Consider the following 26,201-nt stretch of genomic DNA (forward strand, 5'->3'; position numbering starts at 1 on the left):
GGCCGCCCGGCCCCCAATCGGGAGCATTCCCTCCGGCACACGCAAAAGGGACGCGGCGTTCGGGCCGCGTCCCTCTTTTTTCGAGCAGCGTTCGAGCGGATTAGGCCACGGCGAAACGGCGCAGTTTCTCCGGTTCGGGCGGTTTGCGGCCGTCGAAGCGGCCGCAGGCGGCGAAATAGCGCAGGTCCGTAAACCAAAGCCGCAACTGCCGCCGGTCGGCCCGCAGCAGCCGCCGCCAGCCGACAGGGCCACCGGCCAGGTCGCCGAGAGGGGCGAGCAGCTCGCTCGGGTCGCGGAAGCATTCCCAGTCGCAGGCGCGGCAATGGGGCTGCCCGCCAAGACGCGCCTCGGAGAGCTTCCAGAACGGCCCCATGTTCTCCCTGGCGCGGTAGCCGCAGGGGTAGCAGTCGCCCCTGCGGTCCACATAGAAAAAGCTCACACCGCCCAGGCACGGCCGCCCGGGCACGGCGGGCCTGGAATACTGGCCGATCAGCGCGTGTACGGCGCAAAGGGGCGTGAACACGCGCAGCCGGCTGCGCTGGCGCGGCACGACGTCGGCAAGCGCCTTGAAGAGTTCGAGCTTTTCCGCATCGGAAAACGTCACCCGGGCATCGGCGGCCGTGGCCGCGTAGACCGCCTGCGCCCCCTTCTCCCGGTCGGCGTCGCTCATGGGATAACAGCAGTTGGCGATGGTGAAGCCCAGGGCGGCGGCGGTCTCGAAAAACCGGGTCATTTGCTCCCGCGCGGCCGCGGCAAACGCCGCACCCTGGCCGGCAAGGGCCTCCGGGCCGCCCATGTGGCGGTTGAGCGCGACATTGGCCGTGGGGAAGATGCCGTGGGCGTGCAGGATAGGCAGCGCGCGCGAAACGCCCGCGACCATGCCGGGATGGCCCCGATTGGCCTCGTGCGTGGCGGGATCGGCGGAATCGAGGCTCACCCAGAAATTGCGCACGGGCGTGGCGGCGAGGTTTTCGGCCAGCCGCGTCACCCTGTCCGTGAAATCCGGCGCGTCGGGGTGGGCGAACTGGTAGCCGTTGGTGCCGGTGCGCAGATAGGCGATGCCCGCCTGGCCCGCATGGCGCAGCAGGTCGAAAAGGAGCGTTCCGGTCAGGAAGGGCTCGCCGCCGGTGAAGGACAGCGCCTCGACGCCAAGGGCCGCGCAGCGGTCGATGACGCGCCTCGCCGTATCCGGGTCCATGTCGCCGCGTGTGCCGCCGGCCGTCACGTTCATGCCGCATTGGGCGCAACGGGCATTGCAGCGGTCCGTCAGCTGCATGACCACCTGGCGCGGCCTGCCCCGCCGTTGCAATATACGTACTAGGGCCATAGTGCTCCTTTGAAAATGCATCCTTCTGCCGTCTGCGAGGGATTCCCGGCGTTTCGTCGGCATAGCCGCCCCTGCGGATGCGGCGCTTGTCGAATGTGTTACGATCGTGTGACGCCGTTTCGAGTACCGCGGATGCTCCAGTTGCAAGAACATTGTCGTCAAATTGTAACGCAGGCCGGGCATATTGCCGCAATGTATCCCGGAGCCTCGGCCGGCATCCGCATCGCCTGCCTCAACCACAAGGGCGGCGTCGGCAAGACGACGTGCGCCGTGAACCTGGCCGCCGGACTGGCCGGGATGGGCTGGCGCGTGCTGGCGGTGGACGCCGATCCGCAGGCGCACCTGACGGCTTCGTTCGGGCTGGCGGCGCAGGCAGGCCAGGGCCTCGCGGCCCTGTTCGGCGGCGCGGTCCCGGAACTTGCGCGCCCGGAGGGGCTCGAGGGGCTGTCCGTGCTGCCGGCGTCGGCGGAACTGGCCGCAACCGAGACGGCGCTTTCCCGGGAGGAGGCATCGGGCGACCTGCTCGCCAGGGCCCTTGACGCCTGTGGGGCGTTTGACGTGGCGCTTTTCGACTGCCCGCCGCACCTCGGGCCGCTGACGCGGCAGGCGCTTGGCGCGGCGCAGGCCGTGATCGTGCCCATGACGCCCGATTTCCTGTCCCTGCAAAGTCTGGCCTGGCTTCTGGAAACCTTGCACGAAATGGCGGGCCCCTCGGTGCTCGGCATCGTGCTCGGCCGCTTCAGCGACAGGAAACGCCTGCACCGGGAGGTGGGCGCGGCCGTGCACGAGCATTTTCCCGGCGTGCCCTTTGAGACCTGCATCCGCGAAAACGTCGCCCTGGCCGAGGCCCCGAGCCATGGCCAGGATATTTTCCGTTACGCACCGGCCAGCGCCGGCGCCAAGGATTTCGCCGCGCTGTGCCGGGAAACCGCCGATCGGCTCGGACTCGCCGGCCGGGCGCGGCGTTGAGGAGCCCACCATGGCAACCCGCTCACGACTCGGCCGGGATCCCCTTACCGGCAAGACAACCGCTGCTGCCGGCGCATCCGCAAAAAAGGCGTCTCCGGCCAAGGCTACGCCCAAAACCTCGAAAGGCGCTTCCGGCAAGGCCGGCGCGAAAACCGCTGCCGCAAATCTTGTCTCCCCGGCGGAAAACGCCTCCCTGGCGCACCAGCCGATCGAGGCGGCAGTTGCGGAACACCCCACTGCCGTCGCAGCGACGGATTTCATACCGGAACAACCGGCCGCAGCCCCCCTTCCGGTCGCGACTGCCCCTGTCTCCACGGACCCGGAGCCCGTCGGCCCCATCCCGGCAAGCGTCGCCCTGCACCCGGACGCGCCGGAGGTGACGCCCGAACCGACCGCATTCGCGCCCCTTCCCGAGGAGCCGGAGCAGATCGGCCCCCTTCCACAAAGTGCGCCGACAGAAGCGATTACGCCTGCGCCGGAGGGCCTCGCACCTGGGGAGCCGGCGCCTGCCGGAGAGATGTCCGGGAAGGAACCGGCCGCGGCATCGCCGCAGCCGCAGGACGTCGCGCCGGCTGCGCCCGCGCCCTGCCCGGCAGCCGCCGATCCCGTGCGCACGGCGGCCATTCCCCCGGCGGCCAGCGCCAATGCCCGCGCCGTGGGCGAGGCGCACAATCTCGTCGCGGCAGCGTCGCCGCCGCCGCCCGAGGGACCGCATCCCGCCGAGGTGTTCCTGCGCGGTGTGCTGGAAGGGCTCACCCCGGCCGGCAACCTGACGCTGCACGTGGAAGTCGATCCCGAGACGTATGCGCTGCCCGTGGAAAAACTTTTCTATTTCAGCCACGTGCTGCAACTCCTGGTCGCGCCGCTGGAACACCCCGGCGAGGCCTGGCGCAGGCCCGGCGACAAGCGCGGTCCGGTAGCCGGCCTGACGGTGCGGCTTGCGCGGATCGGGAACGCACGGCACAGTTTGCGCGTTTTCGATAATGGGCTGTTTTTCCGCAGCTACCTGCCGGAACCACGGCTCGACATGGAGGCCCTGCGGCCCCTGCTGTTGTTCGTCGGCAAGCGCAGCGGCTCCATCTGCCTGAAGCAGGGGCGTTGCATCGAGTTCGAAATCATCGGCTAATGCCGCATCTTAAGAAATACGACCGTATTTTTTAAGCATACACGAATCCTATCGCCAGCCAAAGGAGCGCGCCATGGAAAAGGAAAAGAACAAGATCCGTATTGAAGGGGTGATGCAGCTCACCGAAGTGATCGCCAACCTGGAAAAGCTCGTGTCCGACATGAAATCCGGCGTGGTCACCCTCGCCGCCGGCGACGAAGCATTGACGCTGGCCCCTTCGGTGCTGGTCAACGTGGAGATGAAAGCCTCGCAGAAGAAGGACAAGGAAAAGTTCGCCCTGGAGATTTCCTGGAAGAAGCACAAGGAAATCGAAGGCGGTTTCGCCGAAGCGGGCGCGTAGCAACGGCTTTTACCAAGTCAAGCTCATGGCCGGGGACCTCGTGTTCCCGGCTTTTTTTTCGCGATGCACCTGCCCCGGCGACAAATGCTCCCCGTCAGTCGAGGGTTGCCTCTTGAGGGTCGGAGTGTTAATGCGACATCCTGGAATACAGGGGAGAGTTGTTCTCGGGTGCACACAAAAAAAGCTCCTTACCACTCCATGTTCTTTTGCGCGCTTGCGACTGGTCGCAAGCGGATTATTCTTTCTTGCTTGCAGCGTGTGGCATGCTCAATCTGAATCTCCAACAGATTGCCATTGACCAGTGCCGTCACGGCATCATGACATGGCCGCGTGCAGACGATACTATTGGCAGGTCCTTGGCCCTTTACGGCGAGTTTTCCGAAGAGGAAAATTCGTTGATGCGGCGATACGTTTCGTGCGGCGACACGGTCATCGACGTGGGCGCCAATCTCGGAACGACGGTGCTGCCGCTGGCCAGGGCCGTCGGGGATCAGGGGCGCGTCATCGCTTTCGAGCCGCAGCCGCTCATGGCGCAATGCCTGCAAACAACCTTGACGCTCAACGAGCTCTTCCACGTCACCCTGCTGACCGCGGCGGCAGGACGCCACTCCGGTTGGGGCAAAATCCCGGCGAAGCGCATCGACGACGGCGGGAATTTCGGCGGCGTCACCCTGGCGGAAACAGGGCTGCCCATCCCCGTGCTGCGCCTCGACGACCTCGCCGTGGAGGCCTGCGCACTGCTCAAGATCGATGTGGAAGGCATGGAATGGGAGGTCTTGCAAGGCGCGCGGGAAACGCTCCTGCGCCATCAGCCGGCGCTCTATCTGGAAGCGTTCCCGCGCCCGAGCACCGTCGCCTGCCTCGAATGGCTCCTTGAACACGGCTGGCATTGCTTCTGGCACTTCACGCGCTTCTATAACGAACACAATTTCCGGAACAGCGCCGACAATATCTTCGGAAACCTGGGGGACATCAACGTCCTGGCCCTGCCTGCGGCGCAGACCAGGCAGCCCGCCCTGCCGCGGCTCCAATCCCCGGCAGAGGACTGGCAGGCCGCGTACATGCGCTATTTCCACGGCGCGTAAGCCGCATGCGTCCCTGCCAATAAAAAAGGGCGGCCCAGGGCCGCCCTTTGACATTACGGAATTTCCGTGCGCTTAGCCCTCGTAGTACGAGCGCAGATGCTGGCTGCGCACGGGATGGCGCAGCTTGCGCAGGGCCTTGGCCTCGATCTGGCGGATGCGCTCGCGGGTGACGTTGAACAGCTTGCCCACCTCTTCCAGGGTGTGGTCGGACTTCTCGCCGAGCCCGAAGCGCTTGCGCAGCACCTGCTCCTCGCGCGGGGTGAGATCGGAAAGCACCTTGCCGATCTGCTCGCCGAGCTTGGTGTTGACCACCTCCTCGGCCGGGGCCAGGGCCTTCTTGTCCTCGATGAAATCGCCCAGGCTCGAATCCTCTTCGTCACCGATGGGCGTTTCCAGGGAAATGGGCTCCTTGGCGATCTTGAGCACCTTCTTGACCTTCTCCAGGGGGTAATCCATGCGCTCGGCGATTTCTTCCGGCGTGGGATCGCGGCCGAGCTCCTGTACGAGGTAACGCGAGGTGCGGATCAGTTTGTTGATCGTCTCGATCATGTGCACCGGGATGCGGATGGTGCGCGCCTGGTCGGCGATGGCGCGCGTGATCGCCTGCCGGATCCACCAGGTGGCGTAGGTCGAGAACTTGTAGCCGCGCTGGTACTCGAACTTGTCCACGGCCTTCATAAGGCCGATGTTGCCTTCCTGGATGAGGTCCAGGAACTGCAAGCCGCGGTTGGTGTACTTTTTCGCGATGGAGACGACCAGACGCAGGTTGGCGCGGATGAGTTCCTGCTTGGCCCGCTGCGCGGCGGAATTGCCACGCTTGATGCGCCAGAGCACCTCTTCCAGCTCGCCCACGTGGTGGCAGCATTTCTCCTGCAACCGGTCCAGGATCTCCATCTTGGCCGAGAGCATCTCCTTGAACGAAAAAAGCTCCTCCACGGTCAGCCCCAGGGATTCGGAAGCCACGACGGGGTTGACTTCGCGCGCGTCGAGCTGGGCGAACATTTCCTGGATTTCCGACTGGGACTTGCCCACGGACAGGATGTAGGCCGAGAGGTCGCGCTGGCAGTTGTGCATCTGCCGCACATAGTCCTCGACGATCTCGATGATGCGGTCGATCAGCGTCTTTTCGAGCTTGATGTCACGCAGCCGCACGACGATCTCGTCCTTGAAGACCATGATCTCCTTCTGGATGCCGGCGACGCGGCGGTCGAGGCACGCGCACTGGTCCAGCTTGGAGTAGATCTTGCGTTTCTTGCGGAAGGCGGCCTTGACCTCGTCGAGCAGGAAGATGACCCGCTGACGCTGGTTCATCTCGTCCTCGGAAGGATCGTCCTCCTCGATGGTCTTGACCACGTCCTTGAGCTTGATGCGGCCGATTTTCAGGTCCTCGCCCACCTGGATGAGCTCCTCCACGGCCACGGGCACCTCGACCAGGGCGTAGAGCACGTCCATCTCGCCGTTCTCGATCTTCTTGGCGATGACCACCTCGCCCTCGCGGTCGAGCAGCGGCACCGCGCCCATTTCGCGCAGGTACATGCGCACCGGATCGGTGCTTCGCGAGGAATAATCGAGGGTGTCCTCGCTTTCGGTCAGCTCCAGGTCGGAGTCCGGGGCATCTTCCGGCTCGGCGCTGGCCACTTCGATCTTGCGCCCATCCTTGTCGGTGTCCACGAGGTTGATATCGAGCTGGTCGAAGATGGCGATGACCTCTTCGAGCTGCTCGGGGTTGTTCACCTCGGACGGCAGGGCCTTGTTGACCTCGTCGAACGTGAGAAAGCCTTTCTGCTTTCCCTTGACGATGAGGCTCTTGATCTGTTGAATTTCCTTGAGATTACTCATCTCCCCTCCCGGAAAGGGCTTGCAGTTCCCCTAGAAGCCGTAACACTTCCTCGTACGCGCCCTGCGCCTGCGCCCGACGAATGGCCTCGGTCAAGGCCCGCCGTCGGACGTCCTCCCTGGCATCGCGGAGAAAGCGGCAAATACCATCAAACACGGCGGCGGCCTGGTCGTCGTTTTCCACCGGTTCCAACAGCGCCTTGGCCCAGAAGGCCGCCTGCGCCGTATCCAATCGCGCCGCCGGATCGTCGGCGGCGTCGCCGACGAGCTTGGCGAAAAATTCCCTGGCGCCTTCGCCCGCAAGCGCCGCGGCCGCGCCGGCCTCGGCCAGGGCCGCGCGGTAGTCGGCGCGGCGGATGGCGAAGGCGAGCAGTTCGGCGTCGCGCGGCGCGATATCGAGGCTTTGCGGTCGCGGTCGCGCCGCAACAGCCGCAGGCTGCCGCCGACCCCGCTGCGCCGCCTCGCCGAGGGACTGGCGCAACTCCCGCTCGGCCAATCCCAACCCCGAGGACACCCGGGGAATGAAGACCGATTGCAGGGCCGCATCCCCGAGGCCCGTGAGAAATTCCACGGCCCAGGCCGCGATCTCCTTGGGCGCGTAGGTCTCGCGCACCACGCGCAAGCAAAACGCCAGCCCGTCCTCGGCGCGTTCGAGGCAGGCGTCGAAGCCTTCGCGGCCGGCGGCGTGGAGCAGGCTGTCCACGTCCTCGCCGTCGGGAAGCGGCACCACCCGGCAGCCGTCGCCCAGGGACAGAAACATCTGCGCCGCGCGCAGCGCCGCCTTGCGCCCGGGCGGGTCGCCGTCGAACACCAGGTCCACGCGCGAAGCGAATCCGGACAGACGCTTGGCCTGCTCCGGGGTCAGCGCCGTGCCAAGCACGCCGCAGGCGTCGCCGTAGCCGAACTGGTGCAGCGTGATGACGTCGAGATAGCCCTCGGTCAACAGCGCCCGGCGCGACTTGGCCATGTGCGGCCGCGCCTCGTAGAGTCCGTAGAGGTGCTGGCCCTTGGTGTAAATCGGCGTCTCGGCGCTGTTTAAATATTTCGGCTCGCCGTCGCCCATGGTGCGCCCGCCAAAGGCGATCACCCGTCCGCCGCCGTCGCGGATGGGAAACATGAGCCGGTCGCGGAAGCGGTCCCAGACACGGCCGTTTTTCCCGGCGCTCAGAAGCCCCGCCAAAACGCCCTGGTCCTCGGCGAACCCCCGCGAGCGCAGCACGTCGGCCAGCCCCTGCCAGCCGGCGGGGCTCACGCCCAGGGCGAACGCCTCGACCATCTCCGGGTTGACCTTGCGCCGACCCAGGTACTCCCGGGCGGGAGCCCCGGCGGTCGTGCCAAGCACATGCCGGAAATAACGGTCCGCCAGCTCGTGCATGGCCAGGCAGGCGTCGCGCTCCTGCCGTCTTTGGGCCGTGCGGGGGTCGCGCCGGGCCTGGCCCACGTCCACGCCCACCTCGGCGGCCAGCCGCTCGAGACCTTCCCGGAACTCCAGCCCGTTGATGCGGCAATAAAAATCAATGACGTCCCCCGAGGCCTGGCAGCCGAAGCAATGAAAAAAGCCCTTGTCGGGATGGACGTTGAACGATCCCTTGGTTTCCTGGTGGAAGGGACACGGCCCGACCAGCCTGCCGCCCACGGGCTTCAGGTCCACGTACCGGCCCACGATCTCGGCGATGTTCGCCCTGGCCTTCACCGCCGCTACGGTCCCCGCGTCACGTTTCATGGGAGAAGGGAGTGAAGATGCGGGGGAAACCCCTTTTTTGAGCAAAAGGGGTTTCCCCCGCGCCCCTTTCCCCGGAAAACTTTCAAAGGGGGAAAGGGAATCAGGTCCATGGTGCCGCGCGCCCTTGGTTGCAGTGCCGTATTCCAATCAAGCCGCCACGTTTCCAGCCGCTCCCGAAAAAACAAGCATCCAGCTGGAGATTCTCCCCCCCATCGGGGTGGGTCCGGTCGGGCCCTCGGCCCTTCCCGGCCGCCGGAGGCATTCTCAAAATTTCATGCACGCTCTACTTCAACACCACCATCGTCATGCCGTCGCCGCCGCGGTCTTCGGGGGCCAGGGAGAAGGAAGCGACTTGCGGGTGCTCCTTGAGCAACCGGTGGACTTCGCGCCGCAGCGCCCCGGTGCCCTTTCCGTGGATGATCTCCAGCTCCCCGTGTCCGCGCAAAAGCGCATTGTCGAGAAAAGAGGCCAGTTCCGCCTCGGCGGCGTCGGCGCGCATGCCGCGCAGGTCGAGGGTGAGGCCAAGGCCCGCGACCTCGCGCCTGGCCGGGGCGACCGTCACCCCGCCGCCCGGTTTCACCGGGGCATCGGCCGGAGCAATATCCGCCGCCGGCGTCCACAGGCTCACCCCGCCTATATCGACCTTGGCCGCCTTCCGCTTGAGGTCGATTTCGCGCACGACGGCGTTTTTGCCCCAACTGACGATGCGCACGCTCGCGCCGGGCGCCAGGGCGGCAAGATCCACCCCGCCGCCGGCAGGGACGGAATCGGTTTTCGTACCGGTTATGGCGTCGGTTTCTTCAATAAGTCTTTTTTTCGCCGCGGCAAGGGCGCGCTGGGCTTCCTTGCGTTCCAGGCGTCCGGCTTCGTGGCGGCGGACGATGTCGCGCGAGAGGTCCCGGATCTCCTCGACAAGGCTTTCCTGGGCCTTTTTGAGGTTCTCCTTGAGCTTTGCCACGCGTTTTTTCTCGTCCAGGCGTTCGGCGGCCAACTGCTCGATCTCGCGCTCACGGCGAAGCGCCAGGTCGTTCAAGCGTTCGAACACCTGTCCGGCGTCGCCGCCGTCGAGAAGCAGGTAGCGGCTGGCCCGCTCCAGGATGTCCTCGGGCAGGCCGTGTTCCCGGGCCACGTCCAGGGCGATGGACGCGCCGACCTGGTCGTAGGCCAGGCGGTAGACGGGTTTTTTGGTAGCCGGGTCGAAGAGCATGCAGGCGGCGCGCACGCCGGGGCGCGACAGGCCGTAGGCCTTGAGCGCGGGAAAATGCGTGGCCGCGGCGAGATACGCGCCGCGGTCGAGCAGGCCGTCCACCACGGCCTGGGCCAGGGCCGCGCCCTGGGAGGGATCGGTGCCCGCGCCGAATTCGTCAAGGAGCACGAGCGTGGCGGCGTCGATTTCCGGCCAGACGCGCGAGAGGTGGCGGATTTGCGCCGTGAACGTGGAAAGATGATCCTCAAGGCTCTGCTCGTCGCCGAGGAAAACGAAGGTCTTGGCGAAAAACGGCAGCCGGCTGCCCTCCCCGGCCGGCACGGGCAGGGCGGAAAGGGCCATGATCGCGAGCAGGCCCAGGGTTTTGAGGCACACGGTCTTGCCGCCGGCGTTGGCACCGGTGACGATGAGCGCGCGCTGGTCCTCGGCGAGGATCAGGTCCTGCGGCATGACGCGGGTCGCGGCGTCGTCGCCGGCGGCGAGGACGAGCAGCGGATGGCGCGCGGCGCGCAGATGCACGGCGTGCTCGGGCGCGACCTCGGGCAGCGTGCCGCCAAGGCGCTCGGCCAGGGCGGCCTTGGCCCAGAGCACGTCGCAGGCCACGAGCAGGCGGTACGCGGCGGCAACTTCACGGCGCTCGTCGCGGGCCAGCCCGGTGAGGAAAGCCATGACGCGGGCTTCGGCCTCGCGTTCCTCGTTTTTGAGCTCCTGAAGGCGGTTGTTGACCTCGACCAGGAAAAAGGGCTCCACATAGACCGTTTCACCGGTCTGGGAGTAGTCGTGGATGATGCCGGGCAGGCGTCCCTTGAAATTGGCCCGAAGCGGCAGGACGTAGCGGTCGGACGAGATGGTGACGTAGTCGTCCTGCAGCAGCGGCCCGAGTTCCTTCTCGCCGACGTATTCCTTGACCCGCGTCATGATGGTCTGGTGGATGGTGCGGATCTCCTGGCGCACGGAAAACAGCTCGGGCGAGCTTTCGTCGCGCAGCCTGCCGTCCGGGGAAATGCAGCGGGCCAGGGCGGCCTGGGTCTTTTTGGGCCAGGGCGTGGCCGCGACCTCGTCGCGCAGAAGCGACTGCCCGGGCTCGCCCGCGCCGAGCGCCTGGCGCAGGGCGGCCACGCGGGAAAGCACATGGTCCAGGGCGACCAGGGCGTCGAGGTCGAAGGTGCGGCGCTCGCTGTCGAGGATGGGGAACAGCGGCTCGATGTCGGGAAACGGCGTAAAGGCGAACGCGGCGTCGCGGCGCAGTTCGATGGCCTCGGCCAGCTTGCGCTGTTCCCTGGCGAGCGTTGCCGGATCGCCCAGGGGCGCAAGAGCCTTGCAGGCAGCCGCCGCCGGCTCGGAAACGGCGAGCTGGGCCAGCCGTTCCAAAACCTTAGGAAACTCCAGCAACGAGAGAGTTCTGGATTCCATAAGAAAAAAGGGAAAAGGCGTTTAGGAGGCGAGGCGCGCCTTGACGGCGTCGCTGACCCGTTTGCCCTCGACCCGCCCCTTGTGGGCGGCCAGCACCGCCTGCACCACCCGGCCCATGTCCTTCATGCTTCGGGCATCCAGTTCGGCCACGGCCGCGTCCACGGCGGCGGCGAGTTCCGCATCGCTCAGGGGGGCGGGCATGTAGGCCAGAAGCACGGCCAGTTCCCGTTCCTCCTTGTCGACGAGATCGGTCCTGTTCGCCTTGGCGAACTGTTCGATGGACTCTTTGCGCTGCTTGGCCTGCTTGGCCAGGACATCGAAAAGCTCGTCGTCGGCGAGCGGACGCTTGAGCTCCACCTGCCGCATCTTGGCGGCGGCCTTGAGCATGCGCAGCACCCCGACGACGAGCTCATCGCGAGCCCGCATGGCGGCCAGGAAGTCGGAATCTATACGGGCTGTCAGGTTCATTACATCATGTTGATTTTGCGCATTTTCTTGAGCAGCCGCTTGCGGGCGGCGGCCTTTTTCTTCTTGCGCATGACGCTGGGTTTCTCAAAGTGTTGGCGTTTCTTCAACTCAGAGAGAATCCCGGATTTTTCGACCTGCTTCTTGAAGCGGCGCAGGGCCACATCGAAGTTGTCGGACTCGTCAAGGAAGACTCCGGGCATTGACCTCACCCCCTCTTTGGGAAATTCCCTAGCGGCAAAAAAAGATACTTATCCCAGCATTCCACCCGCGTCAAGGGGGGCAGATGCCCGGGACGAAAAATCCGCCCGGCCGAAACCGGGCGGATCAGCGAAAGCTGCGGCCTCGCGGCTTAGTGATGCCCGTGGGCGTCGGCGTTTTTCGTATCCAGGTAGGCCTTGAAGATGCAGTAGCCCATGCCTGAGGCGATGATGAAAAGCACGAGGTAAAGCACGCTGAAGAAAACGAAATGGTCGGGTTGCCACCAGGGCAGATCCTGCGGCAGGGGGCTGTGAACGGTTTCGCCGTGCAACATGTGAAAATCTCCCGGGAGTGATTATTGAATGGCGTCCTTGAGCAGCTTGCCCGGCCGGAACTTGACCACCTTGGACGCCGGAATTTCGATCTCGGCGCCGGTGCGCGGGTTGCGGCCGGTGCGGGCCTTGCGCTCGTCCACCAGAAACGTGCCGAAACCGGTCAGGGTGATCTTCCCGTCGCCCACCAGCGTGGCCTCGACGGCTTCGATGAAGGCGTTAAGCGCGCGCTCGGCATTGGCCTTGGTCAGCCCCGTCTTGTCGGCAATTTTTCCTACCAGATCAGCCTTGGTCATCAGTCCTCTCCTCCTCGGTTAAAACGCCCACCGCATCGCGGCGACGCAATGCTCCCGATCCTCTCCCGTATTCTCTCCGAAAAACACTGCAAACGGAAAGGCCCCCCGCTCGCCTCCCCGTGACGAGGACGACCAGCCCGATCCCGTATGCGTCGTCGTGCGCCTTGAGCGCTTGCGCGACGAGTGGCCAAAAGAAAATCGATTTCAGGCCCAAAGTCAAGAGCCCAGGCGCGTTTTGAGCAATATGGCCAGCTGCGACAGCTGCTCCGGAGACAGATTTTCGGGCCGGTCGCGCGGGTCGATGCCCGCATCCGCCAGCCACGCCCCGGTCGCGAGATCGCCATGGGGTTTGAGGATTCCTCCCAACTGCTTGCGGCGCAAGGAAAAAAGGAGCTTGAGCAAGCGCGACAGAGCGACGGGTTCGGCCGGACGCTCCGCCGCCGGGCGCGGCGTAAGGGCGACCACGGCCGAATCCACCTTGGGCCGCGGACGAAAGACCGTGGGCGGCACCTTGAAGCAGTACGCCACCCGCGCAAACGCCCCCACCCAGGCCGAAAGCGCCCCGTACTCCCGGTTGCCCGGCACTGCGGCCAGCCGCCGCGCCACCTCGTGCTGCACCATGAAAACCCCGCGCGCGTACGCGACCGACCCGGCGCAGAGGTCCCACAACAGCGGCGAGGCGATGTTGTACGGCAGGTTGCCGATGACGCGCACGCCGGGCAACCTGTCGAGCCGGCTCCAGTCCATGCGCAGCGCGTCCGTCATGGCGACCGCCGCGCCGGGGTGTTCCCGGGCAAGACGCACGGCCAGGTCGCGGTCCTTTTCCAGGGCCAGGTAGGCCGCCGGGCCCGCGTCCAGGATGAAGGGCGTCAGCGCCCCCCTGCCCGGCCCGATCTCCAGCACCACGTCGCCGGGCGCGATGCCGAGCGCGGCCACGATCTTGGCCGCCGTGTTGGGATCGCTTAAAAAATTCTGCCCCAGGCTGCGTTTGGGCCGGGCGTACGCCTCGCTTCCCTCCCGGGCTTCCTGCGGCGAGGCGGGAGCGCCGCCCCCCCCTGCTGTCCGGCGCTCCCGCCTCATGACGTCTCCTTTTCGAGCAGATCCTGTTTGAGGGCCCAGACCACGTGGAAGCGGGCGGCCCGGGTATCGAGCGACGGTTCGGCCGCGGCCAGACGTGCAGCCAGCGTCAGCCCCGGACAGCCGCCCCGGGACAGAAACAACAGCGTGCGCACGGCAGCCGGGGAAATCTCCCCTCCCAGACCCGCATAGACTATCGGGTAATCCCGGTTGCGGTACACGGCCTGGCCGGCGCGGCTCCAGGTCAGGCGCACGGCGTCGGAAAGCGCCTCGCTGGGATAGCCGGCAAAGACGCCGCCATAGGCGAGCGCCCCCGGATGCGCCAGGGCGCGCAACCCAGCCACGTCCGGCACAGGCGCGGCGGCAAGACGCTCCCACAGGCCAAGGTGCGCCGCGACCACGGCGTCCCAGGTGAAGCGCTCCGCAACCCGCGCGCGCCCGGCCGCGCCCATTTCGCGGCGAAGCCCCGTGTCGCGCACGAGCCGGCCCAGGGCGGCGGCCACGGCGGCCACGTCCACGGCCAGGCCCTGGGCCAGGCGCAGATGGGTATGGTTGTCGTAGCAAAGAGGCGCAAGCACGTCGCGGAGGCCGGACTCGGGCAGCCCGAGCGTCGGCGCGAGGAACCCGGTGCGCCCCGGCACGACGATGTCGCGGTAGCCGTCGTAGTCCGAGGCCACGACGGGAAGCGACGCGGCCATGGCTTCGAGGAGCGTGAGGCCGAAGGTCTCCTGGGGATTGTCCGCCAGGGAGACGAAGATATCGGCCGCGCCGAAGAGCTGGCGTTTGCGGGCGTCGTCCGGCCGCGTAACCAGAACCAGGGGCAGGCCGATATTGGCGGCAAGGGCGCGCAGCGTCTCGAGGAACGCCTGTCCGTCCTCGTCGACCCAGCCGGCCATGACGAGACACAGGGAGGCCGGCGCGAGGCCGCCCGCGGCCAGGCGCTGCACCGCGCGAAAAAGCGGCAGCGGGTCCATCTTGGAGCTGTGGGAAATGCGCCCGAAAACGAGCAGCGCGACCGCGTCGCCGGGAATGCCGCACGCGGCCCGGGCCGCCTCCCGCTCCTGGCCGGAAAAGGCGCGCCAATCCCCGGGATCGACGCCCAGGGGGATGCGCGCGATTCCTGGGGCGGGATAGGCCTCGGGGGAAAGGCCGTAGCCCCGGCGCAAGCCGTCGAAGATGCGCGACACCACCGCCTCCCCGGCGCGCGAGGTGGCGACGATGGCATCGCGCCCGGTGGTCCCGGGCCAGAGGTGGGCCAGGAACTCCCGGCCGTAGGTGGCGTAGCTCAGGGAATGGGTGGTGCCGGTTACGGGAAAGATGTTTCGCGCCAGGGCGTTTCGCGCGGCGGCCAGGCGCGGCTGGGATGTGATGCAGTCCGAGAGGTGGAACACGGCGTAGTCCGTGCCGGCCAGGGCCTCGGGCAGGTCGAGCCGTGTCAATATTTTGAATTTCCCGCGGCAGGCGGCCTCGGGATAGCGCGCCGCGAGCAGTTCGCGTTGCACGTCGCGCTCGCGCGGCGAGAGCATGAAGAAATGGTAGGCGTCGAAGGGATCGGCGCGCACGAGGGCGTCGAGAAAGCCGGCATTGGCCACTTTGCGGCCCATGACGGCGCCGGATTCGAGAAAGGGATCGAGGGTCGCCCACAGGCGCGGCGCGTGCATGGGGGGACGGAGCCACAGCTCGGGCGCGATGTCAAACGCGGCGGGACTTTTTGTCTGGCCCCATATTTGCAAATAAAACGGCGGGACCGCGCCCCGTGCGCGTTCCCGGGATCAAAGGAGGCCAGCAATGACGCATGGCATGCGACCTGAGCAAGTATGGGGCCTCGGCCTTACCGACGATGCCGCGGCGGCAATTTCTGCCGCCCTGGGCAGTGGGTATACGTTGCGCAACTGGCCGGCCGGGCAGCATCCCGGCGAGCGCGACCTCGGCAGGGCCACGCCGCTCGTGATTTTCGCGGTCAAGGAGGCCTGGGACGCGCTGGCTCCCTCCAGCCGCAAGCGGCTGGAGGAATGGGAGGTGGCGCAACGGGTGCTCGTGCTTACGGAATCCCAATCCTTGTCGGATTTCGACGAACTGCTGGAAAACGGCTTCCTTTCGGCCGTGTCCGAGCCGCTCACCGACAAGAAGGTGCGCGACGTCATCTTCCGGGCCCAGGAAGTGAAAAGCCTTTACGACGACATTTTTCGCATGACCCGCGAGATCATGCTGGAGCGCGAGCTGCTCGCGCGCAAGACCGACCTTGTCCTGTTCCTCAACCGCTTCCTCACCCGGGCCACGGAATCCCTCGATCCCACGGTCATCCTGGACAACGCCCGAGAGGACCTGGAACTGCTATTGCCCATGCGTGGGCTCATGGCCATCCTCTGGCAGCCGGGCGAATCCGGCGAGCTGGAGGCCGAGCTGTTCCTCGAGCCGGAGATGGACCACGACGCCGAGCGGCACTGGACCGAAGCGCTGCTGCGCCAGGGGGCCAAGCTCGCCGGCAAGCCCATGCAGAGCTACCGGAGCACGTTTCTCGACGGCGCGGCCGGCAGGACGCCCGTGGACATCCCGCAATCGGCCGAGGAGAGCCTCGCGCTGCCCTTGCGCGCCGGCGGCCAGACGTTCGGCTGCCTGACCCTGTACCGGGCCAAGGGCCGCGCCCTGGGCAAGGACCAGGTGCAGACGCTCTACGCCTCGGTCGGCCACCTGGCCCTGGCACTGCGCAACGCCGCGCTGTTCAGTCAGGTCAAGGTCCGGGCAGACCACGACGGGCTCACGCGCATCCACAACCGCCGGGCCTTTGACGAACGCCTGGTGGAAGAACTGCGCCGCCACCAGCGTTACGGCCATTCCATGAGCCTGCTCATGCTCGATATCGACCATTTCAAGAACATCAACGACAGCTACGGCCATCTCATGGGCGACCACGTCCTGCGCGAGGTCGGAAAGATCATTTCCGAGCAGCTGCGCAGCACGGATTTCACGGCCCGCTACGGCGGCGAGGAATTCGTGGTGATCCTGCCCCTGACCACGGAAGAGCAATCCCAGGTGCTGGCCGAGCGGCTGCGACAAGCCATTGCGGAAACGCGGTTCACGAGCGAAGGCAAGCCGTTCGGCATAACGGTGTCCATCGGCACGGCGGCCTTGACGCCCGGGGCGCTGCTCAAGCGCCGGGATCTCGTGGACAAGGCGGACAAGGCGCTCTATCAGGCCAAGAAGCTCGGGCGCAACCAGGTCTGCACCTCCCAGGGTCCGGTCACGCGCAGCGAAGACGCTTCGCTTGGCGCGGCCAGCGCCGGCTGAGATGGCGAAGCGCACATAGCCCTTGACGCCCGGAAACGGAGCGCGTATAGATTCGCTCCCTCGGGCAATTAGCTCAGTTGGATAGAGCGTTGGCCTCCGGAGCCAAAGGCCGTAGGTTCGAATCCTACATTGCCCACCAAACGAATTCAAGGGGTTACGATGAAAATCGTGACCCCTTTTTCGTTGAGGGGTAGCTGAGGGGTAGCTTGCTTGCATCGAATGGCCTCCTCGGGCATGACGGGGTTCATGGGCAAGCCCAAAACAAAAAGCCGCAAATTCGTGGGCGTCTACTGGCGCGAATCCGAAGAAGTGCGCCACCAGGGACGGCCCGATAAAATCTTCTGGATCAGCTACCGGGATGCCCGGGGCAAGTTCAAGTGGGAGAGGATCGGCCCGGCCTCTCAAGGCATCACCGAAGCCTTCGCCCACCAGAAGCGCACCGAGCGCATGAACTTGATCCACTTGGGCGAGAACCCGGCGGTCAAGAAAAAGTCCTCCCAGGCCGTACTCGATGAGGTCTTCGAGAAGTACGCCGAAATGGGCGAGCTTGAGGGCAAGCACATCGCCGTCGAGCGCAGCCGGTACGGCAAGCATCTCAAGCCGCAGTTCGGGACCGCCACCCTGGCCGACCTCACAGAGGAGGCCCTGACGCGCCACAAGGCCGCCTGCATGAAGATCATGGCCCCGGCTTCGGTCAAGGGCGTCTTCGCGTTGCTCCGGCGCGTCATCAACTTCGGACTCCGCAAGAAAATGTGGGCTGGTTCCAATCCCATCGGCCCGACCTCGGACTTCAAGATGCCGTCCGTCCAGAACTCGGGCGAGCGGTTCCTGACCGAGGAGGAGGAAGCCGCGCTCCTGGACGAACTTGAAAAGCGGTCGCCTATGGTGCGGGATATGTTTCTCTTGGCGCTGAGAACCGGACTCCGGGCCACGGAGATTTTCGGCATCCGTGGCCGCGACGTGGACGTGGCCACCAACACGCTTTTTCTGAATGCCAAAGGCGGCGCTCGGCAATCCGTCTTCGTGGACGATGAAGTGCTGGCCACCCTGACCGGCTACCGCCGCCGGCCTGACGAACTCATCTTTCGCCAGGATGACGGGCAAAGACTTAAAGCGATTTATGATGTTTTCACCCGCGCCTGTAACGCCGTGGGCCTCAATGAGGGCATCACCGACAAGCGGCAAAGGGTCTGGTTTCACACGGCGCGGCACACGGCTATATCGAGGTGGGCGCAGTCGGGCGACTTTACCTTGCTGGAACTCAAGGAAGCCGCCCGACACAATCGCATCGAAACAACAATGAGATATGCCCACTTGATACCTGGATCGGTCCGAAGCAAGATCGAGGCTTTTGCAAAGGCCAAACAAAAAGAGCCTACCCCGCCGTTGCGACTTGTCGTTCCGAAAGCCAAGATTCAAGATCAGTGACGCCGTAGAGAACGTACTTCCCCGCTTTTGTATAGCGGGGACCGCGTGCCTCCTGTCGCCACAGTTCAAGGGTACGGACGGGCAGGCCATAGACGTCGGCCACCTCTTTGGGGCGGAGAAACTTCCGGTGCTCAAGTGTGCTGTCATGGGGCATTTGCCTTCCTCCTGTTCAAGCTCGGGCCGGACTGTAGCACAAAGGGCCAAGTGAGCCTGGACTTCCCCAAAATGGCCAGAAGGCAATAAGAACCGGGACGATTTCCACATTTTGCCCCCTTTTCGCACGAATATTTATTTTTTATACGCGGGGAGGGCCGAAATGGTCCTTCAACGGAAGGGACTCAAAACAGTAATCCCACTGACGGCTGAGGGGAAAACGATCTGACTTCCCACCAAACCTGTCCTGGTCAACAGTAAGAGCGTGGCGTCGGCAAATACCAAGGACGTCATTGCCTGCAAGCTGATCCCAGGCAGCACAATCGCGGCAAGCTGTAATCATTGCGCTTCTCCCATCTTGTCAACGCACATCACATCACCATTCGGCGCTTCAACAAATGAAAAGGCAACAGGCGTTTGTTCTTTCTTTTTAACTCCGCACATGCACCACGCATCACTTGGCAACCTTGGAAACGCCGCCATATCTTGGCAATTCGTGTCAGCTACAGGAGGACGACGACGGCACCAGCCGAAACGCTCGCTAGTTCTATCCTTGGCAAACGCTTCACAGTCCTTGCAACGAATTTTCATAATAGACCTCGCATCCTTGTATTGGCCAGGGACGCGAGGTCCACGACGGCCGGTTAAAGTTATAGGTTATCTCTCGATGTACTGTTTGGCGCGAAAGGTTATCCCAGGGGTCTCACTGTAAAGGTATTTAAGAGACATTTTTTTATTTGCTCTCTGTCATAAAAAACGATCCCGTTCATTGTATATAGCAACATCTCACAGTAATATTCAAAAAGTTCCATATTGTGTGGCCTAAATTCTCCATCGATCATATCGGTGGCGTGGAAATTTTTGAACCCACTTTTTGGTATCGCAACCTTGACCTGAATTTGAATTTCAAGGATAGACATTATAGGTGGATTGAGCCATTCGTTTTGGATGGCTCCGGCATATTTATAACTTATAAACATAGCCATCCTATTACTGATAGAAGATAATTTTTGCGGCAATGGCAGGTCTATCGTTATAATTTCTCCGGGCTCAATGTAGTAAGCTGGAATAGCCATAATAACGCATCCTCCTAGTTTTTGCCGCTAGCCTGTAACAGAAGGGAACAGGCTAGCGGCTTAGTTAATCCTCGCCAGCCCTAGTTACTTCATCGCATCAATGAAGCTGTCGATCCGATTATAAGATTCGCTGAGAAAGGCTAGCGCCTCTACCTTAATAGGGATGTACGTGAACTCATTATCCTGCACGGTCACGTCCAAAACCGTTTTAGGGATCAAATCGCGGCACAAGGAAGTCACTTCCTTACAGAGAATCGAAATCTCTTCGTTGGTCAGGTCCTTGCCTTCGCACCACTTCTTGACTAATTCCTTCGTGTCCATGGTCGTCCTCCATCTTAGGGCGGTTGTGGTTAGGCCGTGGGGCGTGTTACAGCACGTTCCACGGCTGTTTTATTTCCCAGAACGGGCGCGAATCTCGCGCACCGTTTCAAGGGCTTCATACAAACGGATGGCGAAGCTAATGTAGTTAAGCACTTGGAAATAATCTTTCGTATAGCCAGACAGGGCAGACCTGTGAACCAGCTTATAGTCTAGCTTGCCAATGCTGTTATATGACCAAACAATATCTTCGACTTCCGCTTCGTCAATCTTCGTGTAGTCAAGTCCACCGGACTTGGAAATAATCTTCTCGACTTCAAGAGAAGCGGCTTTACCTACGGCCGCCGCTTGTGAAGAACTTACGTCTTGCAGTGTCAAATACGCCATGATGTCTATGACAAGAGCTTCTGAAAAGCTGTACAGGCGTCGGACTCCCCTTCCAGGGGCAGTGTCGTTTACGTCAAGAACGCCGCGACGTATCCACATGCCCAACATAAGAGGGCGAAGGTTTGTCACTGCATTGGACAAGTCGCCCCTTGTGTAGCGTGGTTCTTTCGGATTCATATACTCTACCCCAGAAGGTCAATGTTATCCAGTGTTTGCCAAAAATGGGCCGGGAAATCCCGGCCACGGTTTGAAGAGTAACAAAGTTATCGAACCCTGTCAAGGACGGCCCGCAACTATTTTTTACGCCAGCCCCGGGAGCACGTAGGGATCGAGGAGCCGGTCCACGTGATCCAGCTTGAAAACCCTGGCTCCTGTGTAGGCTTCTCGGTTCTCGTACAAAGTGGACACCCGAATGAGCATCCATATTTTGACCTGCTCCGGGTAGCCGTCTGGCCAATCTTCGACCGCCATGCCTCGCCGGCATCTGGCTTCGGCCGCCTGCCGGGCCGACACGATCATGGCCGAAATCAGGGAATCCTCGACGTCGTTATCGACGCGGGCATGGAGCTTGGCTTCCGCCAGCGTGATCGGTTCCATATCAACCTCCTGTAAAATGCCCCCGGCCAAGGACCATCCCCAGCCGGGGGCGCGCCTGTCCATCCCTAGATGGACTTCCGGGAACGCCCCGAAATTTTATAGATGCTGGGCGTTCTCGTACCCCGTTAATCCAACGGGTTTGAACAATTTCAGCTACTTGTGATCCACCCTATCCCGGCCGTGGCTGGCCTAGGGGGCGTCGGTCGGTGACACACCCTTGCTGACGTCGGCAGGCATGGCCGGCAGGTTCTCCCATTGCCTGACCTCATCCACCGAAAGGAATCCGGCGGCCAGGCCCACCTGGTAGGACTCGTACCTTTCCTTGACCCCGCCCTTGAGCAACCCCGATGCGTCGTGCTCGAAATAGTAGCCGGCCTCCCGCTCCCCCTCTGTAAGAAGCTGCAAATTCATGCGTTCTTCAATTCGTTTAAGCCAAGGGGAAAGCGTCAGATTAAGGAACTCACTGCCAAGCGTTTCTATGTTGTTGTAGCTCGCCTTTGAAAGGTCGCCGGCAATGTGGCCAGGGATTCGGTAGACGCGGAGGATGTCTTGCAGATTGAAGCGGCGGGACTCCAGCAATTGCGCGTCTTCATTGGTCAAGCCAATGGCCTGCCAAGTCATGCCTTCCTCAAGCACGATGGTCTTGCCCCGATTCGCGGAACCGCTGTAGAGTCCATCCCATTGTTCTCGGAGTCGTGTCCCTGCATCGGGGGTCAACTGGCCCGGATGAGTCAAGACACCGGAGGGCCGGGCAGCATTGGCGAAGAACTTGTTTTGGTACTGCTCCAAAGCCTGGGACGCGCCGATGGTTTCCTTGAGCGTGGAAATGGGGCTCAGGCCCATAATGCCATCGGTGGACAAGCCTTTCAGATGAAGGACTTCCTCCTGGTCATAGAGGAAGGTCTGGCCCTTTTCGTCGGAATAGCGGTACTGGATCACGGTCCCGTCCACGATGACCTGGACCCTGGCGGGGTGAAGGGGCCAGACCCCGGCCACCATGCCGTCCTGGCGGTCGATGTAGGCGTAGGCGTTCCCCCGCATGGCGACACACGCGGTCAAAAACTCGCGGGCCTCCAGTGAGGTCTGGTAGCTGTTGGGCGCGAACCGGAACAGTTTATGAAGCGGATGGTCGGTTGCCGCCTGACGGTCGCCGTTGCTGGCCCGGCGGTAGATATGCAACGGCATGGAGCCGATGCTTTCGGCCAGGACGCGAACGCACACAAAAACCGCAGGCAAGGCCAGAGAGCCGTCCACCGTCACCGTCTGGCCCGTGGCCGTGGGCAGGCCAAGCCCAAACTCGGAAAGAGTGTCGAAGCTGCGCTTTTTAGGGCGGAAAAAATCGAAAAAACTCATAATATTTAGCTCCTTAGTTCTGATCTGAAGCCGGCTTCAGCTCAGAAAGGTGGTCAAGTTGCCCAGGTTTTGGTTCAAGTTGCACCAAAACCCCCGGGGGAGTTTCTGATCAAATTGTTCAGAAACTCCCGCCTCCCAGGTGCGGCAACTCGCCACACCTGGGAAACTGGCGCAACTTGCGACGGTTTAGGCCGGGATCACGCCGACGATCTTGACGAAGTGATCGGGCCGGGCCACCTGCACGTCGCAGCGGAGGTAGGCGCGGATCATGACCTGCATCTTCGAGAAGGCATCCGCGCCGGCAACGCGGCTGGCCTCAAGGGTCAAGGAAGTTCTCATGCCGACCATGAGGTTCGACCACGCCCCGGTGAAGATGCTGCTCGCGTTGGTCGCGGTTCCCTGGTGCAACGTGTTCGGAATCTGGTTGCTCACCAGCTTGGGCGCGGAGGCGAAAGAGGCCGGGGCGGCGAGGGGCTGGCCGGTCGTGTCCACCAGTCCTTCCATGGCGGCCCAGGTGCGCGGGCTGAAAACGAAGCTGCCGGGGATGGCGTTCTTCTCATAGAGCTTCTGCATGGCCAGGGTGAAGGGCGAGTAGCCGGTCAGGGCCGCGCCATTGTCGCCCATGCTGATCGACTGGACGCCGACGACGCCGTTCAAGCCCAGGGGCTCAGGAGCGACACCGGAGCCAAACAGGGCCGCCCGGTCAAGTTCCAGGGCCAGGGCCTGGGCAATGCTGTTTTCGATCAAGCCGTTGACGTTGCCGGCGTCTTCCAACAGTTCGATGCTGATCGAGCAAATCGCGGCCAGGGCCTTGGCGGTAAAGCTCAGGCTGTCGAAAGACATTTCCGAAGCCGTGATCGCGGCGTTTTCTTCACGCCAGGAAGCCGACATGTCGCCCGTGACCTTGCACATCTTGAGCGTGTTCGCGGTCATCGGCACCGTGGACGCGCCGGCCCGGAAGACCACGGCCTGGTTGCGCGCCAAGTCGATCACCTGAGCGGCCATGGGGGCAGGGATGAGCACGCCTCCCAGGCTGGAAGTGCCTTCGGACATGACCGACCGCTTTTCCGCTTCGGCGCCCGACCAGTCGCCAGTGACCAGACCGCGCAGGACGCGCCCCAGGCTCAGTTCCTCGGGCTTGATGCCGTCCACAAGGTCGCGGCGGCAGGTGTCGGCCAGCTTGTCGCCAGGAGCCAGGACGCGCACCTCGCCTTCACGGATCGCAGGCGCGCCGGCCGGGGCACCGATGCCGGGCACCTTGTCCGCGGGGCCGCGGCGTTTGGCCAGGTCGTCGAGGACGGCCAGCCGCGTGTCGAGGTCGGCAAGCTCGGCGCGCTTGGCGGCCAGGGATTCGGTATCGTCTCCGCTGGCGGCCAGAGCCTCCAGTTCCTTCATGCAACGGGTCTGCTCGCGCTTGATGTCATTCATGTCCATGGTCTTTCCCTCCTGGGGAGTGTTGGGGTTGAAGGAACGGCCAATGCCCACGGAGGGATCGGCGGGACAGGCGACCAGGGAGCACTCGTATGGTTGCCACTTGGTCACGCGGTAGCTGTCGCCCTGGCCGCGCTCGGTCGCCTGGACGACGTAGCCAACGGACAGGTTGCGGAGGATGCCGGCCTTGACGTCGGCCAGGATTTCCTGGCCGCGAATACCCTCAGAGAATCTGAGGGAACCCCGGAGCCGGCCACCTTCGACGCGGAGCCCTTCGACGACGCCGACCGGAAGCTCGGCAGGATCGTGGCCGACGATCAAAGGCAGGGGGGCGCGGGAGAGGTCCACGGCGTTCTGGTCGTGGACAAGCACCTCCTTTCCTCGGGATCGCTGGACCGGGAACTCGGAAGACAGGGAGGCGGCAATGGTGCGCTCGCCTGTCTCTTGAATTTCCCCGATCTCAAATGCTCTTGACTGTTTTTCCACTGTGATCTCCTCTTAAAGTTCAAAAAAACCTGATGCGTTATATTTTGACGGCCCGGTAACGGGCTGTCTTGCGGCCAAACCGATGGCCATGGCCAAAGCAACAGCCGGGTCAATGCGCTGTGACGCCTTGGCCTTATCGAATTTGCGGTTGCCCGCTGGATCGGTGGAGAGTTTTACGTTGCCAACGGCCCACGTAAGAACAGGGTTCCCTCCATGACGTAGGCGATGCTCGATGACCTCAGTCTCGAAGGCATCCACGGTAGGGGAGAAGTCCTTGTAGCCTTGGCCGTGCGGCACCAGGGGGGCCTTGATGCCGTTGTCGGCCATGAGCTTCTCAAGGACCGGCATCCCCCACCTGTCGAAGGCGATGCCCTGGACGTCGTAGCGTGCGCATATCTCGGCCAGCTTGACGGCGACGGCCAAGCGGTCGGTGGAGCGGCCGGGGAAGGTCTCGATAAAGCCTTGCTGTCTCCAGACGGGATAGGGGGCGCGGTCCAGCTTCTCCCGCTCGAATAGAGAGGGCTCGGCAGGAAGCCAGCACCAGGAGAGGACAGAGCCCGTCCTGGGGAAGTAGAGGGCCAGGGACGTCAAGTCCTGTGTGCTGCCCAGGTCCAAGCCGCCGTAGCAGGTTTCCCCGTCCTGGATGTCCACGGGACCGGAGCAAGCCTTCCAGTCTTCCGACGAAATGAAGCGTCCGTCCGCGTCCACGGCCTGGTTCAAATGCAGGGCGCGGAAGACGTTTTCCTTGCTCGGGATGCGCTTGGCCTGGGTCGCCAGTTCCCGCAGGCTGTCAATGTCCTGCACTCCTGCATCAAGGCAGGGGTTGACGGCGCGCCATACCTTTTCGTCTTGCCAATCCGCGTCATCGGGCGCGGCCAGAACGTGGCAGAAGAAAGAGCCGTCCTCGATCTCGCCAGCATTCACTCGCTGGCCGTACTCGATCATTTCCGAAAAGAAGTGCTTGGGGTCCTGTGACCGCGTTCCGATGGCAATGGCGCGGGGGTTCGCCCTGGCCGACTGCGAGGTGAAGAGGACGTCCCAAAGCTCGGAATTTCGCTGTTGCGCTGCTTCGTCCATGATGAACAAATCAAGTCCCAGGCCGTGGGCCGTGGTCGCGTCGGCGGACAGGGCTTTGAACGTGGAGCCGTTCGTCAGGGACGTGATGGTTTTTCTACTGGACGAAAGATTGACAAGTCCGTAAAGCTCAGGTTCAGCTAGGATGAATGCGGCCACTTCATCGTATATAAGCGAAGCCTGTTCGCGGCTGGCCGACGCCGTGGCCAATTGGCCCCGGGGGACGGCCAAGGGACCGATGAGCCCGGCCAGGATAAGCACGGCGGCATAGCCTGTGCTCTTGCTCTGCTTCCGGGGCCAGGAGATACAGCACGTCCTCTTTCCCGGAGCGAGGCTTCCCCGGATCGCAGCCTCGATATGAGGAAGCACGATCATCGGGACACCCGCTTTCCGGCCGGACGTGACGGTCAGGCGGGAGGCGAAGGCCAGCACGTCGTCGGCAAGCGTCATCGGACCAGCCCCCCGAACTTGGATGCCGGCGGCGTCGTGTCCGTGGCCGGGATGTCGCGGCCGTTGGGGATGAGGCCCAGCTTCAAGCCCAGGCTGAAAAGGGTCTTGTCCATCTCGATCCTGATTTTCGTCCACGGGCTCGGCTGGGCCGCTCCGGTCTTCATGTTGACGAGGATCGCCGGCTCGGTTTCCAGGGCTGTCACGGCCTCCATGTAGGCCGCCCAGGCGATGCAATAGCGGGTCACGACGTCGAATTGCCTTTCGGTCGCCACCTCGGGAGCGAGAACGGCCAGGATGTCGTTCCACTTCCTCTTCGCCTCCCCCTTGAGGTGGCGCGGGTTTCTCTTGAGGGGGGCGCAAGCCTGTTTGCCCCTGGGGACTTCGATCACTTTGGGCATGTCACCCTCCTTAGGAATCAAGGTTCGTGTGTAATGAGGGGCGCATACGGTCTTTGGCGCTCAGGCTGGTCTGATTTTTCTCGTCCCAGAAGGAGCCGAAGCCATCCGTGCCGCAACCTCCGGCCAGCCACTCGTCCAGCGGCGTGTCGGCCTTGCTGTAGTTGCAGGACGCGCAAGCCGGGGCCAGATTGTCGCGGTCCCAAAAGCGCCCGCCCCTGGCCGTGGGGACAATGTGGTCAACAGTCGTGGCGGCCTCAGCCCTGCCCCTGGCCCGGCAGTAGGCGCACAGGGGATCACGGCGAAGGACGGCCGCTCGGAGCTTCTGCCATCGGCTGGATCGGTATCTCGGGTCATCGCTCATCGTT

26 protein-coding genes and 1 tRNA gene are annotated in these 26,201 nt (G+C 63.6%); 7 read left to right on the forward strand and 20 right to left on the reverse strand.

Annotated elements, in window-relative coordinates:
• Nucleotides 1-100 precede the first annotated feature (100 nt).
• Nucleotides 101-1,327 carry a radical SAM protein gene (locus Q368_RS0106030; RefSeq protein WP_029458131.1) on the reverse strand — a complete coding sequence of 409 codons (1,227 nt, stop codon included), beginning with the start codon at nt 1,325-1,327 and terminating at the stop codon, nt 101-103.
• Nucleotides 1,328-1,519: 192 nt separating this feature from the next.
• Here Q368_RS0106030 and Q368_RS0106035 point away from each other — a divergent pair, with 192 nt between their 5' ends.
• The 4 genes from Q368_RS0106035 (at nt 1,520) to Q368_RS0106050 (ending at nt 4,847) form a co-directional block, all read left to right on the forward strand.
• Nucleotides 1,520-2,296, forward strand: coding sequence for a ParA family protein (locus tag Q368_RS0106035; protein ID WP_029458133.1), 777 nt, complete (start codon nt 1,520-1,522; stop codon nt 2,294-2,296).
• A gap of 10 nt (nt 2,297-2,306) precedes the next feature.
• On the forward strand, nt 2,307-3,422 hold the full coding sequence (locus Q368_RS25545; RefSeq protein WP_029458134.1) for a hypothetical protein: 1,116 nt from the start codon (nt 2,307-2,309) through the stop codon (nt 3,420-3,422).
• A gap of 73 nt (nt 3,423-3,495) precedes the next feature.
• Nucleotides 3,496-3,762 (forward strand): amphi-Trp domain-containing protein, encoded by a 267-nt coding sequence (locus Q368_RS0106045; protein WP_029458136.1) that lies wholly within the window; start codon nt 3,496-3,498, stop codon nt 3,760-3,762.
• Between the two features lie 398 nt (nt 3,763-4,160).
• The gene (locus Q368_RS0106050) at nt 4,161-4,847 is read left to right on the forward strand and encodes an FkbM family methyltransferase (protein WP_162179628.1); all 687 of its coding nucleotides are present in this window, start codon (nt 4,161-4,163) and stop codon (nt 4,845-4,847) included.
• Between the two features lie 72 nt (nt 4,848-4,919).
• Here the strand turns inward: Q368_RS0106050 and rpoD are convergent, their stop codons facing one another.
• The 9 genes from rpoD to Q368_RS0106095 form a co-directional block, all read right to left on the reverse strand.
• Nucleotides 4,920-6,686, reverse strand: coding sequence for an RNA polymerase sigma factor RpoD (gene rpoD / locus Q368_RS0106055; protein WP_029458139.1), 1,767 nt, complete (start codon nt 6,684-6,686; stop codon nt 4,920-4,922).
• A complete protein-coding gene (dnaG, locus tag Q368_RS0106060; protein WP_245611295.1) occupies nt 6,679-8,376 on the reverse strand; it encodes a DNA primase in 1,698 nt (565 codons plus the stop codon). The genes rpoD and dnaG overlap by 8 nt, the downstream gene beginning before the upstream one ends.
• Nucleotides 8,377-8,689: 313 nt before the next feature.
• Nucleotides 8,690-11,026, reverse strand: a complete 2,337-nt coding sequence (locus tag Q368_RS0106065) for an endonuclease MutS2 (RefSeq protein ID WP_029458143.1) — start codon at nt 11,024-11,026, stop codon at nt 8,690-8,692.
• A gap of 21 nt (nt 11,027-11,047) precedes the next feature.
• Entirely contained in the window at nt 11,048-11,494 is a 447-nt protein-coding gene (locus tag Q368_RS0106070) for a GatB/YqeY domain-containing protein (RefSeq protein ID WP_029458145.1), read from the reverse strand.
• Entirely contained in the window at nt 11,494-11,694 is a 201-nt protein-coding gene (gene rpsU / locus Q368_RS0106075; protein ID WP_029458147.1) for a 30S ribosomal protein S21, read from the reverse strand. The genes Q368_RS0106070 and rpsU overlap by 1 nt, the downstream gene beginning before the upstream one ends.
• Before the next feature lie 149 nt (nt 11,695-11,843).
• The gene (locus Q368_RS0106080; RefSeq protein ID WP_029458149.1) at nt 11,844-12,026 is read right to left on the reverse strand and encodes a hypothetical protein; all 183 of its coding nucleotides are present in this window, start codon (nt 12,024-12,026) and stop codon (nt 11,844-11,846) included.
• A 21-nt stretch (nt 12,027-12,047) separates the two neighbouring features.
• A complete protein-coding gene (locus Q368_RS0106085) occupies nt 12,048-12,320 on the reverse strand; it encodes an HU family DNA-binding protein (protein WP_029458150.1) in 273 nt (90 codons plus the stop codon).
• Nucleotides 12,321-12,536: 216 nt separating this feature from the next.
• The gene (gene rsmA / locus Q368_RS0106090) at nt 12,537-13,400 is read right to left on the reverse strand and encodes a 16S rRNA (adenine(1518)-N(6)/adenine(1519)-N(6))-dimethyltransferase RsmA (RefSeq protein ID WP_052360048.1); all 864 of its coding nucleotides are present in this window, start codon (nt 13,398-13,400) and stop codon (nt 12,537-12,539) included.
• Nucleotides 13,397-15,058 carry a glycosyltransferase family 4 protein gene (locus tag Q368_RS0106095; protein WP_029458154.1) on the reverse strand — a complete coding sequence of 554 codons (1,662 nt, stop codon included), beginning with the start codon at nt 15,056-15,058 and terminating at the stop codon, nt 13,397-13,399. The genes rsmA and Q368_RS0106095 overlap by 4 nt, the downstream gene beginning before the upstream one ends.
• A 127-nt stretch (nt 15,059-15,185) precedes the next feature.
• On the opposite strand from Q368_RS0106095, the gene Q368_RS0106100 reads away from it, so the two are divergent.
• The 3 genes from Q368_RS0106100 to Q368_RS0106110 all read left to right on the forward strand — a co-directional run bounded on the left by Q368_RS0106100 (nt 15,186) and on the right by Q368_RS0106110 (nt 18,113).
• Entirely contained in the window at nt 15,186-16,685 is a 1,500-nt protein-coding gene (locus Q368_RS0106100) for a GGDEF domain-containing protein (protein ID WP_029458156.1), read from the forward strand.
• Nucleotides 16,686-16,747: 62 nt separating this feature from the next.
• Nucleotides 16,748-16,824 (forward strand) — tRNA-Arg (locus tag Q368_RS0106105).
• Nucleotides 16,825-16,931: 107 nt separating this feature from the next.
• Complete coding sequence (locus Q368_RS0106110; RefSeq protein WP_162179629.1) at nt 16,932-18,113, forward strand: tyrosine-type recombinase/integrase; 1,182 nt, start codon at nt 16,932-16,934, stop codon at nt 18,111-18,113.
• Between the two features lie 492 nt (nt 18,114-18,605).
• Here Q368_RS0106110 and Q368_RS25550 read toward each other — a convergent pair whose 3' ends face one another.
• The 10 genes from Q368_RS25550 to Q368_RS27385 all read right to left on the reverse strand — a co-directional run bounded on the left by Q368_RS25550 (nt 18,606) and on the right by Q368_RS27385 (nt 26,197).
• Nucleotides 18,606-18,857 (reverse strand): hypothetical protein, encoded by a 252-nt coding sequence (locus tag Q368_RS25550; RefSeq protein WP_156955649.1) that lies wholly within the window; start codon nt 18,855-18,857, stop codon nt 18,606-18,608.
• A 98-nt stretch (nt 18,858-18,955) separates the two neighbouring features.
• The gene (locus Q368_RS25555; protein WP_156955650.1) at nt 18,956-19,342 is read right to left on the reverse strand and encodes a hypothetical protein; all 387 of its coding nucleotides are present in this window, start codon (nt 19,340-19,342) and stop codon (nt 18,956-18,958) included.
• An 84-nt stretch (nt 19,343-19,426) separates the two neighbouring features.
• A complete protein-coding gene (locus tag Q368_RS0106120) occupies nt 19,427-19,663 on the reverse strand; it encodes a hypothetical protein (protein ID WP_029458161.1) in 237 nt (78 codons plus the stop codon).
• Nucleotides 19,664-19,732: 69 nt separating this feature from the next.
• Nucleotides 19,733-20,224 carry a hypothetical protein gene (locus Q368_RS0106125; RefSeq protein WP_156955651.1) on the reverse strand — a complete coding sequence of 164 codons (492 nt, stop codon included), beginning with the start codon at nt 20,222-20,224 and terminating at the stop codon, nt 19,733-19,735.
• A 123-nt stretch (nt 20,225-20,347) separates the two neighbouring features.
• Nucleotides 20,348-20,644 carry a head-tail connector protein gene (locus tag Q368_RS0106130; protein WP_052360049.1) on the reverse strand — a complete coding sequence of 99 codons (297 nt, stop codon included), beginning with the start codon at nt 20,642-20,644 and terminating at the stop codon, nt 20,348-20,350.
• Between the two features lie 189 nt (nt 20,645-20,833).
• Nucleotides 20,834-21,997 (reverse strand): phage portal protein, encoded by a 1,164-nt coding sequence (locus Q368_RS0106135; RefSeq protein ID WP_052360050.1) that lies wholly within the window; start codon nt 21,995-21,997, stop codon nt 20,834-20,836.
• A 186-nt stretch (nt 21,998-22,183) separates the two neighbouring features.
• The gene (locus Q368_RS0106140) at nt 22,184-23,800 is read right to left on the reverse strand and encodes a phage major capsid protein (protein ID WP_052360051.1); all 1,617 of its coding nucleotides are present in this window, start codon (nt 23,798-23,800) and stop codon (nt 22,184-22,186) included.
• Between the two features lie 126 nt (nt 23,801-23,926).
• Complete coding sequence (locus Q368_RS0106145) at nt 23,927-25,438, reverse strand: terminase large subunit (protein ID WP_029458169.1); 1,512 nt, start codon at nt 25,436-25,438, stop codon at nt 23,927-23,929.
• Nucleotides 25,435-25,836: a P27 family phage terminase small subunit gene (locus tag Q368_RS0106150; RefSeq protein WP_029458171.1), complete on the reverse strand. Its 402-nt coding sequence runs from the start codon at nt 25,834-25,836 to the stop codon at nt 25,435-25,437. The genes Q368_RS0106145 and Q368_RS0106150 overlap by 4 nt, the downstream gene beginning before the upstream one ends.
• Nucleotides 25,837-25,846: 10 nt before the next feature.
• A complete protein-coding gene (locus Q368_RS27385) occupies nt 25,847-26,197 on the reverse strand; it encodes an HNH endonuclease (protein ID WP_052360052.1) in 351 nt (116 codons plus the stop codon).
• Nucleotides 26,198-26,201: the final 4 nt, after the last annotated feature.

The organism is Solidesulfovibrio alcoholivorans DSM 5433 (assembly GCF_000702665.1).
Classification (GTDB): domain Bacteria; phylum Desulfobacterota; class Desulfovibrionia; order Desulfovibrionales; family Desulfovibrionaceae; genus Solidesulfovibrio; species Solidesulfovibrio alcoholivorans.

What these genes read in the sequence shown, in the direction of transcription:
- rpoD (WP_029458139.1), bottom strand. Translation starts at nt 6,686, where the DNA reads ATGAGTAATCTCAAGGAAATTCAACAGATCAAGAGCCTCATCGTCAAG.
- Q368_RS0106130 (WP_052360049.1), bottom strand. Translation starts at nt 20,644, where the DNA reads ATGGAACCGATCACGCTGGCGGAAGCCAAGCTCCATGCCCGCGTCGAT.
- Q368_RS25550 (WP_156955649.1), bottom strand. Translation starts at nt 18,857, where the DNA reads ATGAAAATTCGTTGCAAGGACTGTGAAGCGTTTGCCAAGGATAGAACT.
- Q368_RS0106035 (WP_029458133.1), top strand. Translation starts at nt 1,520, where the DNA reads ATGTATCCCGGAGCCTCGGCCGGCATCCGCATCGCCTGCCTCAACCAC.
- Q368_RS0106100 (WP_029458156.1), top strand. Translation starts at nt 15,186, where the DNA reads ATGACGCATGGCATGCGACCTGAGCAAGTATGGGGCCTCGGCCTTACC.
- Q368_RS0106150 (WP_029458171.1), bottom strand. Translation starts at nt 25,836, where the DNA reads ATGCCCAAAGTGATCGAAGTCCCCAGGGGCAAACAGGCTTGCGCCCCC.
- Q368_RS0106080 (WP_029458149.1), bottom strand. Translation starts at nt 12,026, where the DNA reads ATGTTGCACGGCGAAACCGTTCACAGCCCCCTGCCGCAGGATCTGCCC.
- Q368_RS0106120 (WP_029458161.1), bottom strand. Translation starts at nt 19,663, where the DNA reads ATGGACACGAAGGAATTAGTCAAGAAGTGGTGCGAAGGCAAGGACCTG.
- Q368_RS25545 (WP_029458134.1), top strand. Translation starts at nt 2,307, where the DNA reads ATGGCAACCCGCTCACGACTCGGCCGGGATCCCCTTACCGGCAAGACA.
- Q368_RS0106110 (WP_162179629.1), top strand. Translation starts at nt 16,932, where the DNA reads ATGGGCAAGCCCAAAACAAAAAGCCGCAAATTCGTGGGCGTCTACTGG.
- Q368_RS27385 (WP_052360052.1), bottom strand. Translation starts at nt 26,197, where the DNA reads ATGAGCGATGACCCGAGATACCGATCCAGCCGATGGCAGAAGCTCCGA.
- Q368_RS0106135 (WP_052360050.1), bottom strand. Translation starts at nt 21,997, where the DNA reads ATGAGTTTTTTCGATTTTTTCCGCCCTAAAAAGCGCAGCTTCGACACT.
- Q368_RS0106045 (WP_029458136.1), top strand. Translation starts at nt 3,496, where the DNA reads ATGGAAAAGGAAAAGAACAAGATCCGTATTGAAGGGGTGATGCAGCTC.
- Q368_RS0106085 (WP_029458150.1), bottom strand. Translation starts at nt 12,320, where the DNA reads ATGACCAAGGCTGATCTGGTAGGAAAAATTGCCGACAAGACGGGGCTG.
- rsmA (WP_052360048.1), bottom strand. Translation starts at nt 13,400, where the DNA reads ATGAGGCGGGAGCGCCGGACAGCAGGGGGGGGCGGCGCTCCCGCCTCG.
- Q368_RS0106125 (WP_156955651.1), bottom strand. Translation starts at nt 20,224, where the DNA reads ATGAATCCGAAAGAACCACGCTACACAAGGGGCGACTTGTCCAATGCA.
- Q368_RS0106050 (WP_162179628.1), top strand. Translation starts at nt 4,161, where the DNA reads ATGCGGCGATACGTTTCGTGCGGCGACACGGTCATCGACGTGGGCGCC.
- Q368_RS0106070 (WP_029458145.1), bottom strand. Translation starts at nt 11,494, where the DNA reads ATGAACCTGACAGCCCGTATAGATTCCGACTTCCTGGCCGCCATGCGG.
- Q368_RS0106095 (WP_029458154.1), bottom strand. Translation starts at nt 15,058, where the DNA reads ATGCACGCGCCGCGCCTGTGGGCGACCCTCGATCCCTTTCTCGAATCC.
- Q368_RS25555 (WP_156955650.1), bottom strand. Translation starts at nt 19,342, where the DNA reads ATGGCTATTCCAGCTTACTACATTGAGCCCGGAGAAATTATAACGATA.
- Q368_RS0106065 (WP_029458143.1), bottom strand. Translation starts at nt 11,026, where the DNA reads ATGGAATCCAGAACTCTCTCGTTGCTGGAGTTTCCTAAGGTTTTGGAA.
- Q368_RS0106030 (WP_029458131.1), bottom strand. Translation starts at nt 1,327, where the DNA reads ATGGCCCTAGTACGTATATTGCAACGGCGGGGCAGGCCGCGCCAGGTG.
- rpsU (WP_029458147.1), bottom strand. Translation starts at nt 11,694, where the DNA reads ATGCCCGGAGTCTTCCTTGACGAGTCCGACAACTTCGATGTGGCCCTG.
- Q368_RS0106145 (WP_029458169.1), bottom strand. Translation starts at nt 25,438, where the DNA reads ATGACGCTTGCCGACGACGTGCTGGCCTTCGCCTCCCGCCTGACCGTC.